This window comes from Anaerolineales bacterium (assembly GCA_025808555.1).
In the GTDB taxonomy this organism is placed as follows: Bacteria; Chloroflexota; Anaerolineae; order Anaerolineales; family UBA11579; genus JAMCZK01.
Map to the genome: position 1 here is coordinate 1,314,988 of CP075526.1, position 15,329 is coordinate 1,330,316.

General features: G+C 58.9%; 15 protein-coding genes. 6 read left to right on the plus strand and 9 right to left on the minus strand.

The features are described from left to right. Positions 1-55 precede the first annotated feature (55 nt). Together KIT08_06780 and KIT08_06785 are read left to right on the plus strand one after the other, a co-directional pair. Positions 56-622: a 3'-5' exonuclease gene (locus KIT08_06780; GenBank protein ID UYN88804.1), complete on the plus strand. Its 567-nt coding sequence runs from the start codon at positions 56-58 to the stop codon at positions 620-622. Next, the gene (locus KIT08_06785; protein ID UYN88805.1) at positions 606-1,928 is read left to right on the plus strand and encodes a hypothetical protein; all 1,323 of its coding nucleotides are present in this window, start codon (positions 606-608) and stop codon (positions 1,926-1,928) included. The genes KIT08_06780 and KIT08_06785 overlap by 17 nt, the downstream gene beginning before the upstream one ends. Here KIT08_06785 and KIT08_06790 read toward each other — a convergent pair. From KIT08_06790 to KIT08_06800, 3 genes are all read right to left on the minus strand, one after another. Further along, entirely contained in the window at positions 1,925-3,769 is a 1,845-nt protein-coding gene (locus tag KIT08_06790) for a glucosyl-3-phosphoglycerate synthase (GenBank protein UYN88806.1), read from the minus strand. The two genes, KIT08_06785 and KIT08_06790, sit on opposite strands and share 4 nt — an antisense overlap. After that, positions 3,766-4,986 (minus strand): glycosyltransferase, encoded by a 1,221-nt coding sequence (locus tag KIT08_06795; GenBank protein UYN88807.1) that lies wholly within the window; start codon positions 4,984-4,986, stop codon positions 3,766-3,768. The genes KIT08_06790 and KIT08_06795 overlap by 4 nt, the downstream gene beginning before the upstream one ends. 170 nt (positions 4,987-5,156) lie before the next feature. Further along, positions 5,157-5,702: an adenine phosphoribosyltransferase gene (locus tag KIT08_06800; GenBank protein UYN88808.1), complete on the minus strand. Its 546-nt coding sequence runs from the start codon at positions 5,700-5,702 to the stop codon at positions 5,157-5,159. Between the two features lie 21 nt (positions 5,703-5,723). Between KIT08_06800 and KIT08_06805 the strand changes: the two genes are divergently transcribed. Both KIT08_06805 and KIT08_06810 read left to right on the plus strand, forming a co-directional pair. Then, the gene (locus KIT08_06805) at positions 5,724-6,767 is read left to right on the plus strand and encodes a hypothetical protein (protein UYN88809.1); all 1,044 of its coding nucleotides are present in this window, start codon (positions 5,724-5,726) and stop codon (positions 6,765-6,767) included. Positions 6,768-6,812: 45 nt separating this feature from the next. Further along, positions 6,813-7,049 (plus strand): hypothetical protein, encoded by a 237-nt coding sequence (locus KIT08_06810; GenBank protein UYN88810.1) that lies wholly within the window; start codon positions 6,813-6,815, stop codon positions 7,047-7,049. Here KIT08_06810 and holA read toward each other — a convergent pair. The 6 genes from holA to xpt all read right to left on the minus strand — a co-directional run bounded on the left by holA (position 7,030) and on the right by xpt (position 12,347). After that, positions 7,030-8,010, minus strand: a complete 981-nt coding sequence (gene holA / locus KIT08_06815) for a DNA polymerase III subunit delta (protein ID UYN88811.1) — start codon at positions 8,008-8,010, stop codon at positions 7,030-7,032. The two genes, KIT08_06810 and holA, sit on opposite strands and share 20 nt — an antisense overlap. A gap of 1 nt (position 8,011) precedes the next feature. Beyond that, a complete protein-coding gene (locus tag KIT08_06820; GenBank protein ID UYN88812.1) occupies positions 8,012-8,515 on the minus strand; it encodes a hypothetical protein in 504 nt (167 codons plus the stop codon). A gap of 1 nt (position 8,516) precedes the next feature. Then, complete coding sequence (locus tag KIT08_06825; protein ID UYN88813.1) at positions 8,517-9,428, minus strand: hypothetical protein; 912 nt, start codon at positions 9,426-9,428, stop codon at positions 8,517-8,519. A gap of 47 nt (positions 9,429-9,475) precedes the next feature. After that, positions 9,476-10,114, minus strand: a complete 639-nt coding sequence (locus tag KIT08_06830) for a hypothetical protein (GenBank protein ID UYN88814.1) — start codon at positions 10,112-10,114, stop codon at positions 9,476-9,478. Positions 10,115-10,238: 124 nt separating this feature from the next. Beyond that, positions 10,239-11,774, minus strand: coding sequence for a glutamine-hydrolyzing GMP synthase (guaA, locus tag KIT08_06835; GenBank protein UYN88815.1), 1,536 nt, complete (start codon positions 11,772-11,774; stop codon positions 10,239-10,241). Positions 11,775-11,777: 3 nt separating this feature from the next. Then, positions 11,778-12,347 (minus strand): xanthine phosphoribosyltransferase, encoded by a 570-nt coding sequence (gene xpt, locus KIT08_06840; protein ID UYN88816.1) that lies wholly within the window; start codon positions 12,345-12,347, stop codon positions 11,778-11,780. 61 nt (positions 12,348-12,408) lie between these two features. Between xpt and maf the strand changes: the two genes are divergently transcribed. Together maf and KIT08_06850 are read left to right on the plus strand one after the other, a co-directional pair. After that, entirely contained in the window at positions 12,409-13,074 is a 666-nt protein-coding gene (maf, locus tag KIT08_06845; GenBank protein ID UYN88817.1) for a septum formation protein Maf, read from the plus strand. Further along, complete coding sequence (locus tag KIT08_06850; protein UYN88818.1) at positions 13,074-15,329, plus strand: hypothetical protein; 2,256 nt, start codon at positions 13,074-13,076, stop codon at positions 15,327-15,329. The genes maf and KIT08_06850 overlap by 1 nt, the downstream gene beginning before the upstream one ends.

Here is a 15,329-nt window from a genome sequence, read left to right on the forward strand (position 1 = left end):
AGGCCGCACCTTTGGCCTGGGTGAGCCTCGCTGCCTGCATGCTACAATCCCGCGAGTGATACCTAGGAAGCCTGTTTACATTTGCATAGATGTGGAAACCGCCGGGCCAAACCCGGCAGACTACGCGTTACTCTCGATCGGAGCAGCGTTGGTCAGCGACCCACGGGCTTCGTTCTACGTGGAGTTGCAGCCGGATAAGCCGGGCCAAACGGAGGAAGCCGCCGCGATCCATAAGCTGGATCTGGCGGAGCTGGCCCGCACAGGGCTAGCTCCCAAAGTGGGCTTGCAGCACCTTGTGGATTGGGTGCAATCGCACGTAGGTGCGGATGAGCCGGTCTTCGTGGCCTTTAATGCGCCGTTTGACTGGATGTTCGTAAACGACTATTTGCATCATTACCTTGGCCACAATCCCTTTGGGCATCGTGCGCTGGACATCAAGGCCGTGTTCTTTGGTTTGCGGGGGGTAAGGTGGAGTGAGACCGCCTTTCAGCATGTGAGCAACCACTATGGCCGGCCGGAAGTGCTTGACCACAACGCCGAGCATGATGCCCGCCAGGGCGCCGAGTTGTTTGCAGATATTCTGAGAGACCTTGAGGAGGCCCGCAATGGAAGATCAAGCTAAGCAGGATCTACAGCGAGTTATTGAATCGGCTCAGCGGCTGGGCGTGCAGATCGACGAAGCCGAAGCCATGCAATGGCTGGCTGCAGCAGCGGTGGAAAGTGGGCAAGACGACGTAGTTGTTGACGTGCGTACGGGAGTTTTCGGCCACCGGCTGAGCATGCTGGACTTTAGCCCCGAAGACCTTGAGCACTTTCGCAAGTTGGGCAAGCTGGTGGAGTTTTACGATGTGCCGGGCAAGGTGGAAACGGCGTTGGCGCTATCCGGCTCCGCCGCACAATCCAAAATTCAAACATATCCAGGTGATGCCGATTACTTTGAGCGAATCAATATCATTGCGGATACGCGGGAAGAAGCCTGCAGCATCCTCGCCAAGCTCATCCGTGAGAAAGCCGACGCGACTTTGCGCGGGCCGACATACCAGTTGATGGAAATCAAGTTTGGTAGCTATCCACAGGCAGTGTTGCGGGATGGGCGTGAACTGAGCAAAGATTCGCCGATCTCGTGGAGCGCGGCGGACGTGCGGGCCGGCAAGCTTGACTTGCAGGATGCGGCGGGCCAGCCGCTCACGCTAACCTGGGAGCAGGCGGCAGAGCAGCCGGGCTGGTGCAAGCTGGATTGGGTCGTCGTGGACCCGGTGCGCAAGCAGCTGGTGAATGCCAGCAATATGCTGGACGTCACCTGGCAGGCGCCGGACGGAACGCTGACCCCGCTGGATGGCTACCTGGACCCGTATTTTCAAGAAGTGTATTTGGAGGCGGAATCGATCCCCCTGTTCACCAAGCTGGCCAAGCAGGTGGATGGGGACGCGCTTGACGAATATGTGCGCCAGTTGGAGAAACAAGTGCGTACGTATGTCACCAAAGACCGCAATTTTGGCAAGGCTGCCAAACGCATGTACAACATCTTCCGCCTGACGGGGCGATATGGCGATGCAGCCTTCCTGCGTGAACTGTTTGATGAGCCGGCCACGGTGCTCTATCAAGTATGGTCGCTTATTCGCACAATCGATGATTGTTTCCACCCCGGCTCGTCTGTGCAGATCGACTATTTGCTGGCGCAGGCCGACCAGTTGATCCTGGCGGTGGTGAAGGTGCTGGAAGGCGCTGAGGAGCAGGAGATCGTGCGTGAGCTGTTGCAATTGCGAGACATCCTGGCGCGTGAGCACCAGGGCGAGCCGTTGTCTGGCAGGGCGGAAGCGGCGCGGGCCGAAGTTATCAACCTGGTCAACAACTTCTACTATGACCGCATGAGCGGCGTGCCCAGCATTAAGGCGTATATGGATGAGGTGGCTGGCGCAGCCAGCTAGCGACGGCGTTTGCGCAGGCGAGCTTGCGTTTTCTTGTATTCTGGCAGGGTTAGCATGGGCGGGCGTGACTGTTCGTTGATCTCCTGTACGTCCAGAGAGAAGCGCTCATCGGTGTAGTGGATGAGCTTCATGGTTTTATTCACATCTTCAATGAGCTCGAGGCCTTTGCGGGCTTCAAGCTTGTGAATGACGACCTGGATGATGGCAAACGACATCATGCTTAAGGCTTCCAGGCTTTGGTTGTGGTGAATACGTTCCATCAAGTCGGTTTGGCCAATCGCCGACAAGCCGAATTTCTCCAGCATATCGATCAGCAAGCCCGTCTCTACCCCGTAGCCCGAATAGAAGGTGAGGCGCTCCAGGGCGGAGCGGCGGCCGCCGTACTCGCCGGAGAGTGGCTGCACCACCCCTGACAACTCTGGGTAGAAGAGATTGAGCATGGGGCGGGCGGTGAGCTCCGTGACGCGGCCGCCGCCGCCGGCGGTAAGCTGGCGGCCAACGCGCAGGGGCCGGCGGTAGAAGCCTTTGATGAACTGAAGGTTCGGGTCCACCAGCAACGGCCCTAGCAAGCCATATACGAAGCGGGGATGGATATTGACGATATCGGTGTCGATCCAGGCCACAATGTCCCCGCGGGTTGCGTACAAACTCTTCCACAAGGCTTCGCCTTTGCCGCGACGGGCGCCGTACTCGGGCAAAAGCTCCTGGTGCACATGCACAGGCACGCCCAGTTTCTCAGCAATGGCGCGGGTTCGGTCAGTAGAGCCCGAATCGATGAGCACGAGTTCGTCCACCAGCGGCACGCGTTCCATGAGTGCGGTTTTGACGGTGCGAATGACTTTACCGACGGTAGCCTCTTCGTTCAATGAAGGCATGGCCAGACTGATGGTGAGTCCCTGCTGCTCTTTTAGCTTTACGAGCTGCTTCAGGTCAGCAAACTCGTCGGCATGATAGGTGTTCTCGGCGAACCATTTATCGACCAGTACGGAGATGGCCTTGCTGCCGGCGCTTTCTGTCAGCGTGCCGGTGGGCACGGGCTGGCTGGAGCGCACAAGGATCACGCTGCCGGCGCTCTCTTTGAGCACGCGCTGGACTGTGCGTCCAAACGAGGAGCCGGTGGCGGGGAAGTGGGCAGCAACGCCCAGAATGGTGAGACTGCTGCGTTGCGAAGTGCGTATGATGGACTGCGCCGGGTCGCTGCTCTCAATTTGGAGCTGTTCGACTTCCGGCAGGTTCTCGAGCACGCGTTGCAGACCGCGGAAGGCTGCATCTCGCTGGGCGGCGACGCGCTTGGCCGATGGGATGTCTGGCTTGCGGGTGGAGCGTACGTGCAAAGATTGCACGCGGGCGCCGCTGGCCTGGGAGAGGGTGAGCGCCAGACGCAGCGCTAGTTCGGCGAACGGGCCGCCGCGTATGGCCACCAGGACCTTGCTGAGCTTGCGCGGCAGCGGGCCGCGGATGAGGGCCAGATCGCAAGGCAGCTCGCGCAGCAGGGTGTCGAGCGATACCCCCAGGCGCTCCAGCGCGGCAGGGTATTCAAGCACCAGCAAGTCAGGCTCTTCGTCCGCCACTGCGGCCAGCAATTCCTGCCAAGGCTGGTGCGAGACCAGCATGCGCAGCGGTTGGCCGCCGGGAATGCTGCGCATGACGGCGCGCAACTGGCGGGCCGGTGCTGCGCCGGTGCTGAGCGATTCACTTTCCTCTACCGGAACTATGCCAAGCAAGCGCGGCTGTTCGCCCGAAAGGAGATGAGCGAGCGTGCGCGGCATTTCCATGTCGCAGCCGTCGATCACAGGCACCAGAATATGGCGCAGCAAGTCAGATTTGCGGCTTAGTTTCATGCTGCCACCAGGCGGGCCAGATGCTGGTTGTAGATTTGCTGCCAGGTGTACTCTCCGCGCACGCGGGCGCGCAGACGCCAGGTGGGGCTGGCTTGCAGCGTGTTGCTGATGAGAGCGGCTACATCGGTTGGCGCAGAGCTTGGGGAGAAATAGTACGCCTCTTCACCACCTAGTTCTTCCAGAGCGGGGATATTGGAACAGAACACGGGTATGCCGGCCAGGCCAGCCTCAAGTACAGGGATGCCAAAGCCTTCATCTTTACTCGGTAGAAATAGCGCATCTGCCAGTTGATAGAAATCACTGATCACTTCGTCAGGGATAAAGTCAGCCACATGCTCGGCCAGGAAGTGGGCGGACTGCTCAAGCCCAAGCTCTGCGCGCAGTTGCTTCAGCTTTTCGAAGTAGCCGTGGTTGGCTGGGTTGTGCGGGCCGAGCGGGCCAGTGATGAGCAGGCGAGCATCCGGCATCTGCTTACGGAGCTCAGCCAGGCTGTGCAACGCCAGCTCAATATTCTTGCGAGAGGTGAGGCGTACCGGCATCAGGAGTAGTGGGCTGGCGGCTAGTAGATTGAGCGAGTTCACCAACTCAATTGAAAGACGACCAAGTTTGAAGAACAAACGCGGGCTGACGCCGTTGGGCACCACCAGTATTTGCCCCGGGGGGATGTTGAGCAGCCTGGCGAGCTCGGCCTGGCGGGTGGTGGAGATTGTTACTTGCGTAGCTGCAGGCCAGGGAGTGCGCAGCAGGTCCCACGGCTGGCCAGAATGCAGCTCCTGCCCGTAGCGTTCGGAGCCCCAGGCCAGGTCGTGATGCCAGAGGATGAGGCGCGGGAAGTTTGGCTGCAGTGATAGCTGATAGAGCGCAGCGGTGAGCGCCAGATTTTTGTGCAGGGAAGCCACGTTATGGGCGAATAGCACATCAACACCTGCCAGGGCAGTGTGCAGCCGTGTGCTGATGTCTGCGACCAAACGCGGCCAGGTGGCGGGCAGCTTGCCGGCATCCAGGAACTGCTTGGCAGCAAGCACGCGCGAGTGGAGCGAATCGATGAGCGGAATTTTAGCGAAGGCAATACGGCGGTCAGTCGCCTGGCCGCGGCCGGCAATGATGCGCACGGTGTGGCCGGCGGCGACCATCATGCGGGCATGATGGTCAATGACGCTTTCGACACCGCCAACGATGGGCGGTGCGGAATAGTGGAGGATGGCTACATTACTCATGACTAACAATAGTTGCCCACGTTGTGGGCAGCCTCACGCGTCTGCGTAGAAGCAAGAGATACGTCTGTGTGGGGATGCCCAGGAATTTCAGGCGGGCACTAAAACTTCAAAAGTAGTATAGCACTTAAGACGCGCATTTCAGGCGCGCTGCAGAAAAGATTACAAACTATTTACGAAGTGAAAACGGGTAAATGGCCGAGGGCGATCACATGCGCCCACTTGGCGCGGTCGCCCTCGGTAAAGATGGCGGCCTCGGCCACCACGCTGCCCCCCGCCTTCTCGACCACTGTACGCATGCCCAACTGAGTTGAGCCGGTGCTCACCACATCATCCACCAAGATGACACGCTGGCCGGCGATCAGCGGAAGGTCCTTGGCGTCAAGATACAGCGTTTGGCTGGAATTGGTGGTGATGGAAACTGTTTCGGCCGAAATTGAATCGCCCATATAGGACTTGTAATTCTTGCGCAGCACCACGTAAGGCTTATTGGTTTCTTCGGCCAATGTGTGAATGAGCGGAATGCTTTTGGCCTCTGCGGTGAGCAGTACATCGTATTCATTCGCGGCAAGCTTGTGCGCCAGTTGCTTAGCGCACGCGCGCACCAGTTCCACATCCCCAAGAATGTTCAAAATGGCAATGGTGACGCCGGGGGCGACCTCAAGCAAGGGCAATTCTCGCGTCAACCCTGCTACCTCCACGGTATAAGTACTGCTCATGGGGTCATTATAATGTCGCCGATGCGCAAGATGCTCCTTGTTCTAAGCATTCTTATGACGGCCTGCGCGCCGCAAGCCAATGCGGTAGTGGCTACCCAATCCGCAGCGTCCGCTGAGCTTGACTGGGTGGATGTGTATTTCACCGACCCGTATGCACCTGGCGCTCGCCAGGTAGAAGGCGGCCCGGATGAGGTGATAGCTGCGGCGATCTATGCTGCCCGCAGCAGCGTGTATATGGCGATCTATGACCTCAATCTTTGGAGCATCCGAGATGCGCTGCTGGATGCGTATGCGCGCGGGCTGGACGTGCGCCTGGTGGTCGAGGCCGATAATATGGACCGCCGTGAACTGCAGGAGCTGACCCAGGCGGGGATCCCCTTGGTGGCGGATACCAGCCCTAACTACATGCACAATAAATTTGTAGTGATCGATGGTTATGAAGTGTGGACGGGGTCAACAAATTACACCGTAAGCGATATGTACGGCAACCGCAACAATGTTCTTCGTCTGCGTTCCAGTGAGCTGGCGGCCAATTACGCCAACGAATTTGACGAAATGTTTACGCGTGGTTATTTTGGCGAGAATACATTTGATAACACGCCGCATCAGGAGCTCTACATTGGCAATGTAGAAGTGCATACATACTTCTCCCCGGATGACAATGTGGCCGCGGCTTTGGTGGATCTGATCGATGATGCCGAAGAGAGCTTGTACTTTCTGGCCTTCTCGCTGACCCTGGACGAGATCGGTGATGCTCTGGTGCGCGCCCAGCAGCGCGGAGTTGAGGTGCTGGGCATCATGGATGACGCCCAGATCGGTAACCAAGGCGGCGAATATGAATTTCTGCGCCAGAACGGAGTGCAAGTCCATAGGGATGAGGCCGCCACCAATTTGCACGACAAGGTGCTGATCGTGGATGAGACAGTTGTGGTGACCGGCTCCTACAACTTCAGTAGCAACGCTGAGTTCCGTAACGACGAAAATACCCTCGTTATTTACAGCCCCAGTGTGGCGGCAGAGTATTTGCGCCAATTTCGCCTGCTTTGGGCGCTAACAGAGAAATAACCAGCCATTAATTAATCTCCAATACTCCCAGGGGAGAATCTGAGTATGGGAGACCTATTCTTTATCGAAGATGCCAACCAGTTGGATGGCAAAATCCTGTGGGCGGCTGAGCGCTATCGCCAGAAATATGGCCGAGCGGCCACACTGGTGATGCTGCATCCCAGCCTGCTGCGCGGCGAACGCCGGCTTGGCGCGTTGCGTCTGGAGCCGCGCAAGACCGTGCTGCCAAGCTACGTATGGGTGGGTGAAGACGCGCGCAGCGCTAAGCCGCTTGCACGCTAAGCTCAGCCACAAACGTTTGCATCGCCAGACGGGGCTCGATCTCGCCGGTTTTGATCTGTTCGTCGTACTCCAGCAAGCGGGCGTAAATGCGCTCCAAGCTGGGTAAGTTGAAGAGGCGCGCCTGGGCGGCCATCTTCTTGGCCCGGTAAGGGTGCATGCCCAGTTGTTTGGCAATATCGGCTTCGCCTAAGCCTGCATCCAGCAGGTCACGGCTTTGCAGTAGCGCTCTGAAGTGACCCACCATACTGAAGTAGAGCAGGATCAGGTCGCGCTCCTCCAGCAAAGGGAGCAGCGCTTGCATGGCGCGAGAGCCATTGGCAGCGCTAAGCCCATCGGCCAGGGCAAAGAAGTCGCCGTGTTCGCCGCTGGGCAGGCTCAGCAGCTCCACATCCGCGGCGGTTACCGGGCGGCTGTAGTTGGCGTAGGCGAGCAGCTTATGCAGCTCCTGCTCAGCAGAGGCCTTGTCGGTGGCTTGCATTTGGGCCAGGGCGGCCGCGGCCTGCGGTTGCAACTCGCCGCCCAGCTCCTTGGCGCGCTGGCTTAGCCAGCTGGCCAGCTGGGCGCCTTGCGGCAGGTTGAATTCGCGCACAAAGGCGCGGCCCTCTGCTGCATCGGCCCATTTCATCAACCAGTGGCGATCTTCCAGCGCGGCTGGCTCGATCAGCACCAGAGCGGTGCTCTCAGGTACTTCATTCAAAAATTCAGTGAAGCGGCTGCGCGCCTCGGCTGGGTTGAAGGTTTTGCCAGTTTGTTGAGCGATCACCAGCCTGCGCTCAGCCAGGAACGGCGCGGCCAGGGCGGCGCGGCGTAGTGCATCCAGGTTGGCGCCGCTTTCCAGGCGAGTGGTATTCATCTCCGCGGTGGCCGGATCGCCAAGTTTGCGCGAAAGCTTGGCGATCTCCTCGCGAATGGCGGTGTCATCCTCACCCATGAAAATGTAAACGCAGGGTTTGACGGCCATATCAGTCAGACGTGCTGATACGGTGAGCCGTGAAGCGTCCGCGCTGCGTGCGGCGGATCTCGGTTACGTGCAAGCTGCCCGGTTCGCCTGAGGTAGTGACGCGCTCCTGAATACGGGTACCCAGCGGGCGGGCCAGCAAGAGCCCGCCCATCGAAAACAGGAACGCCAGCGGCAGGCGTTCAAGCCGTTCGCGGTCGTTGCGGGCGCTGCCCAAGGCAAACGCCCCGGCCAGGCCAGCCGAAACGCTGGCCGTGACCAGGTTGGTGCCGCAGTTGGGGTGGATGGCCAGCTGGCGCTCGCCGGCGCGCAAGCGCGCCAGGGCCTCCTCCACCGCGGCGTATACGGCTTCGGTGCTCAGATCGCCGAGCAGCCAGAAGCCGCGAGGGTCTGAATGCCCGGCGGTGGATACGCGCGGCTGCGTGCGGCTGAGCACATGGATGGTAGCGTGCTCCAGCCCGTGGTTGCGGCGCAGGCGCGAGAGGGCGGTGATGTCGAGCAGACCCATGTTATTTCGCTGCAGTGAGCTCCGAGTAGGCCAGGGTCCACGCGGTTTGCAGGTAGCTGTACAGTATGCCGCTGGCCACCAGAATGACCGGGATGGCGCCGGCGAAGCAGATCAGCGTGAAGGTGGCGTTTTGCATGCCATTCCCGCTGGCTGCACCAAGCACCAGGGGCAGCAAAGCTATAAAGAATGGGATGGCCAGTACGATGCTAATGAAGAAACTGCCCAAAATGAGAATGAGCGCCAGCAAGGCTAGGCTGCCCACGTTCTTGGAGAGCACGTCCCAGCCACGCTGGATGCCTGCACTGATGCCGAGCCCCTCTTTCACGACGGCGATGCTGGCAAAATCTGTGAAGATGCCGTAGGCGATGCCGATCGGGATGAAGAGGCATAGCAAGGGCAGGATGCACAGCACGCCAATGCCCATGGTGAGAACGCCCAGACCGGCCACACCGGCAACAAGCACAATACCCAGCAAAATGGGCGGCAGAGCCAGGAGCAGGTTCAGGCCAACCACGCGGTCGAAGACGCCCCAGCTTTCGCCCCAGATGCTGCGGAAGGTGACTGCGCTACCCGCCTCGGCCTGCAAGGCGCCTACGGTTACGCCTGTCTTGCCGTACAGGCCAACCAGCCAGGTGATGATGACAAGCAAGCAGATAGCAGCGAAGAAGATGGCAACGAATATGGCGATCTGCTCTTCCGAGATCGAGCGCATGCTGCGCTCCATGTCAGTGAAGAAGCGCTGCAGCTCAGGCGGCGGGGTGAAGTTCTCGCCTGCGTCGGTGCTGAAGTTGCTGCCGCCTCCGCCACCACCGCCGCTGCGCGAGCCGCAGGAGGCCAGGATGCCAAAGATCCACAATACCTTGTGCTTCCAAACGATCTTCCAAGCACGTGAGAGTATGTTGCCAAGTTCCATTATGAGTTCTCCTTACACCTAAGATGATACACGCTTGATACGCTAATTTATCTTTTTCTTTGCGATAACTGTTGATAGGCGCAAACGAAAATGACTTGCACGATCGCGCCCATGGCAAACCAAACAGGAGGTAGAAACGCCAACTCCGTACTGATGATTTGGCCGGCTTGATTTTCATAGCCACCACTTGAGAGCAATATCATGGCATATACATACAGGCTACTGTAAAACGGGAGGAAACAAAATAATGCTACTTTGATTAGTAACTGAAAATGCCTGCGAATCAAATAGATGGCTTCAGAAACAGCGATTCGAACCTGGTTGCCTGCAACAATCGAGGTGCAGCTGAACTGAATTAGGACCAAGTATGCTAGAGTAATGGGAGTGCACAAGACAATCAACAATACGATGTATGCGGCTCGTAAATTGTCCGGAACTTGCGACCCAATAAGTGTGGATAAGATCAAGTAGCCGACTGACCCCAGTACACCGAAAGCAACCAGTGCTGCGACTGTGCGCCATGCTAATAACAGGTTGCCAGGCTGAAGTTTTTCAAAATCTGGCCTCTCGCCATTCAAAACTGCAAAAGCTGCTCTGCGGATAAATAATGGCATTACGATCCAGGCAATTACAAAAGCCGGAACTGTTAAGTAGTCTGGAATTCCAAATTGATTGGGCGAAAACAAAGGAAGGCTTATGAATAGTGTTAGAGCGCTAAAGCCCAGTATATAAGACGAGATTTTTCGCGTTGTAACTATCCCGGATTTAAGTATCTGTCTGGTTTTGATTTTTTCCCCGTTTTCCAATCATCTACTCCCATTCAATCGTAGCGGGCGGTTTACTGCTTATATCGTAGACCACGCGGTTCACACCCGCCACTTCGTTCACGATGCGGCTGGATATTTTGCGTAGCAACTCATCTGGCAACGCGGCCCAGTCGGCCGTCATAAAATCCTGGCTGGAAACGGCGCGCAGCGCTATGGTTTCCTGGTAGGTACGCTGGTCGCCCATCACGCCTACGCTGCGCACGGGCAGCAGCACAGCGAAGGCTTGCGCCAGGGCGGCGTGGGGGCGGTTAACCAGCCCGGCTTCCTTGAGCGCGCTGGTGAAGATGGCATCCGCGGCGCGCAAGGCGGCCAGGCGCGGCCCGGTCACCTCGCCCAGGCAGCGCACGGCCAGCCCGGGGCCAGGGAATGGCTGGCGCCATAGCAGATGGGGCGGCAGCCCCAGGCTTTCGCCCACTTTGCGCACCTCGTCTTTGAATAAGTAGCGCAACGGCTCAACCAATTTGAAGTTCATCTTCTTCGGCAGACCGCCCACGTTGTGGTGGGTCTTGATGCGCTCGGCATGCTGGCGCTCGGGGGCACGCGATTCGATCACATCCGGGTAGATGGTGCCCTGAACCAGAAAAGGCGGCAGGCCCAGCTGCTGCGCCTGTGCTTCAAAGACACGGATGAAGCGCTCGCCAATGCGCCGCCGCTTCTCTTCCGGGTCGGTCACACCTTTGAGATCCGCCAGGAACATGGCGGCTGCGTCCACCACCACGAGTTCGATACCCAGCCCACTTTGCAGAGCCTGGATGACTTCCTCGCGCTCGCCCTGGCGCAGCAGGCCGGTATCCACAAACATCGAAACCAACTGGTCGCCGATGGCAGCGTGCACCAAGGCCGAGGCCACGCTGGAGTCCAGACCGCCGCTGATGGCGGAGAGCGCATTGGCGTCGCCCACCTGGGCGCGAATGGCCTGGATCGATTGTTCAACAATGGCCCCCGGGGACCAGGTGGCCGGTGCGCTGCAGATCTCTACTGCGAAGCGACGCAGGATCTCGGCTCCGCCGGGTGTGTGCAGCACCTCAGGGTGGAATTGCACGCCGTAGTAGCCGCGGCTTGCGTCAGCCATGGCGGCGATGGGCGCATTGTTGCTGGCTGCTATTGGAGTGAAGCCGGACGGAGTGCGCTCAATGCGATCGCCGTGCGACATCCATACGGTCTGCTCGCCATCACCAAGCAGCGCGTTGGAACTCAGTGTGCGCAACTGGGCTGAACCGTATTCGCGGTGCTGGCTGGCGGCCACCTGGCCGCCGAGGGCATGGGTCATCGCTTGCATGCCGTAGCAAATACCCAATATAGGCTTGCCGCTTTCGATCACATACTCGGGCAATTGCGGAGCGCCTTCGGCATAGACCGAGGCAGGGCCGCCTGAGAGCACAAAACCCTCCGGCTTGAGGGCAAGTATTTCGTCTGCGGGGGCATCACAAGGAAAGAGCTGGCAGTACACCTGAGCTTCGCGCAAACGGCGGGCAATGAGCTGGGATGTTTGCGAGCCGAAGTCCAGAATAATGATCATGAGCTAGGCAAATTCGATGGCGTCGCCATCCATGTTGGTGATCGCAACCAAAGATACGATGGGTACGCCCAGTACCTCAAGCGCGGCGCGGCCATTCTCAAAGGTCTTCTCGACCAGAGCGCCTACGCCCACGATCTGCGCACCCGCGGTTTGCGCCAGGCGGGCCAAGCCCAAGATGGTAGCGCCGCTGGCCAGAAAGTCGTCAATGATCAGCACCTTCTCGCCGTTCGAAAGATACTCAGGCGAAACGATCAGTTCCACCATGCGGCCCTTGGTGTGTGAGGGCGCCAAGGTCAGGAACACCTGGTCAGGCATGGTGATGGGCTTGTTCTTGCGCGCATACACGACGGGCAAGTTCAGGTGCATACCAGTGGTTACGGCCGGGGCGATGCCCGAAATTTCCGCAGTTAGGATCTTGGTAGCGCCGCTGTTCTTGAATTGCTCGGCGAACTCGCGCCCGCAGGCTTCCATTAGGCCAGGGTCAACCTGGTGATTGATAAAGCCATCCACTTTCAGGATGCCGCCGCCCAGGTTGCGGCCATCTTTGCGAATGCGTTCCTTCAGCGCTTGCATATCGCAGCATTTAACCACAAGTTTGTCTCTTTCCAACGTTAGCCAGCTAAAATTAAGGCTTATGGATCCAGTGAAACTCGTATTGGCTTCCACCTCGCCACGACGCAAGGAATTGCTCTCGCTGCTGGGTCTGCCATTTGAGGTGATGCCCGCTGACATCAATGAGGATGTGCTGACGGGCGAGAGCCCGATGGATTATGTCGTGCGCCTTGCCCAAGGCAAAGCACAGGCCATTGCCGAGCGCTTAGGCGATACGCCGGCAGTAATCATCGCCGCCGACACCACCGTGGTGCACGAGGGCGAGATCATTGGCAAGCCGGTGGATGCAGCGGATGCGGAGCGCATTCTGCGCTCGCTGCGTGGCCGCACCCACCAGGTCTACAGTGGCCTGTGCATGCTGGATACGGCCAGCGGCAGCCAGGCAACCGATCTGGCGCTCAGCCAGGTGCCCATGCGCAACTATTCTGATAGCGAGATGAGCGCCTATATCGCCAGTGGTCAGCCTCTGGACAAAGCCGGCGCCTATGGGATACAAAATACCAGCTTTCACCCGGTAGAGGCCTTTGCCGGCTGTTTTGCGAACGTTGCTGGGCTGCCTCTGTGCCACCTGCTGCGTAACTGGCGGCGCTGGCAGTTGCCCTTGGCAGTTGACCTGCCGGAAGCCTGCCAACGGCATCTGAACTATGATTGCCCCGTAAGCCACTCCATCCTTCAATGGGAGCACTAATGCACGACATATCTATGCGTCGCGTCATTCTCAGCCTGGCACTTATTTCGGTAGTCCTCAGCGCGTGTGGGCTGGGGCCTTCCCAGGCCTTGCCTACGCCCCAGATCAATGTAAGCGCGGCACCGGATGCTGAGCTGGCTGTGCGAACTTACCTGGATGCATGGAACGCAGGGGACTATCCGACTATGTACACGATGCTGACGGCAGAAAGCCGCAGCCAGATCACCGAAGAGGACTTTGTAGCCCGCTATGCAGATGTGGCCACGCAAGCCAACCTGTTCCGCGTGGATTATGAGCTTTTGCAATCTCTGATCAACCCACAAAGCGCCCAAGTTGGCTATCGGGTAACGCTTAATTCTGCAGTCATCGGGCCGATCACGCGCGATACCGCCATTGATCTCAAGCTGGAGAGCGGCAATTGGCGCATCACTTGGGATGAGCGCATCATCCTGCCGGAGTTGGCGGGTGGCAATCGCCTCAGCATGCAGCGCTCTGTGCCGGCCCGCGGGCTGATTTATGACCGCAACGGCAACGTCATCGCCGGCAGCGCCACGGCTGTGGCGGTGGGTGCGTTTCCCAGCTTGATCGAGCAGGAGGATGCGAACCGTGTGATCAGCGAGCTGGCGCGCGTCAGCCGCCGCCCGGTCTCCGAGGTCAGCAGCTTGCTGTTCCCTGAGAATACTGAGGCTCCATACTACGTATCGATCGCTGAAGTGTCTGAAGATGAATTTTTGGCTCGCGCAGGCGATTGGTCTGATCTGTCTGGTATCCGCTTTCAATATTACGACACCCGCTTGTACTACAACGGCGGCCTGGCTCCCCAAACGATAGGCTATTACGCTTCCATTCCAGCCGAGCAAGTGCAGGAATTCATTCCGCGTGGCTATCAGAGCGATGACCGCATAGGCCGCTTGGGGCTTGAGGCGTGGGGTGAGGAGTACCTGGCCGGCACGCGCGGCGGGACACTATATGTATTGAACCCGGCCGGCGAAGTAGTGACCCAGTTGGCCCAAAGCGCTTCTCAACCTTCCGACTCTATCTATACGTCAATTGACAGCGAGCTCCAGCGTCGAGCCCAAGAGGCCATCAAGGATTTCAACGGGGCTGTGGTGGTGCTGGAGCGTGATACAGGCCGCATTCTTGCGATGGCTTCCTCGCCTGGCTTCAACCAGAACTGGGCAGACTTTAACAACTACAACTCAGACTGGAATTCCTATTTCACCTCTGGGGATGACGTCTTCTTCAACCGCGCCACCCAGGGTCAATACCCGCCGGGTTCAATCTTCAAGGTCATCACCTATGCCGCCGCGGTGGAGAGTGGCCAGTTCCAGCCTGACCAGCAAATGGATTGTGTGCAGGAGTGGCACGGCCTGGCTGGCCAGACCCTGATCGACTGGACGCTGGACAAAGAACTGCCCGCCAGCGGCCGCCTGACGCTTGTTGAAGGCATCATGCGCTCGTGCAACCCGTGGTTCTACCAGATCGGTATGGACCTCTATAACGCGGGCTTCAAGAACGCCGTGGCTGAGATGGCACGTGGCTTTGGCCTGGGCTCTGTTACAGGTATCCAGAGCCTCACCGAGGTAGCCGGCTCTGTAGTGGACCCTGAGCCGACTGACGAAGAGACCGGCCGTAACCAGGCCGTGCAGCAGGCCTTTGGCCAAGGCACAACCCTGCTGACCCCGTTGCAGGCTGCGGTGTATACCGCCGCGGTAGGCAATGGCGGCACGCTGTATGTGCCCAGCTTGGTTGACCGTGTGGTCAACGCCAATGGTGATGAAGTGCTGAGCTTCACCCCACAGGTGAATGGCACGCTCCCGATCAGCCAAACCACGCTGGAGACACTGCAGGCCGGGATGCGCCTGGTGGTGGCCGACCCGCGTGGCACTGCCTACCGCCGCTTCACTGGCTTTGGCCTGCCTGTGTATGGCAAGACCGGCACCGCCACGGCGGGCACCGGCCTGCTGCCGCACGCCTGGTTCATCGGATACACCGATGCTGGCCGTGAAAATCAACCGGACATTGCCATCGCCGTGCTGGTCGAGAATGTGGGCGACGGTTCTGATTTCGCCGCACCCATCTTCCGCCGTGTGGCTGGCTACTACTTCTTCGGCAGCCCTGGCCCGCTGTATCCCTGGGAAACCGACTACGGCGTAGTCAACCCGGTCTTCTTCAACCCCATCCTGCAGCAGCAGGCCACCGGCACAGCCGAGGCGGAGGCCACCCAGCAGGCTCAGGAAACACCGGAACCATAA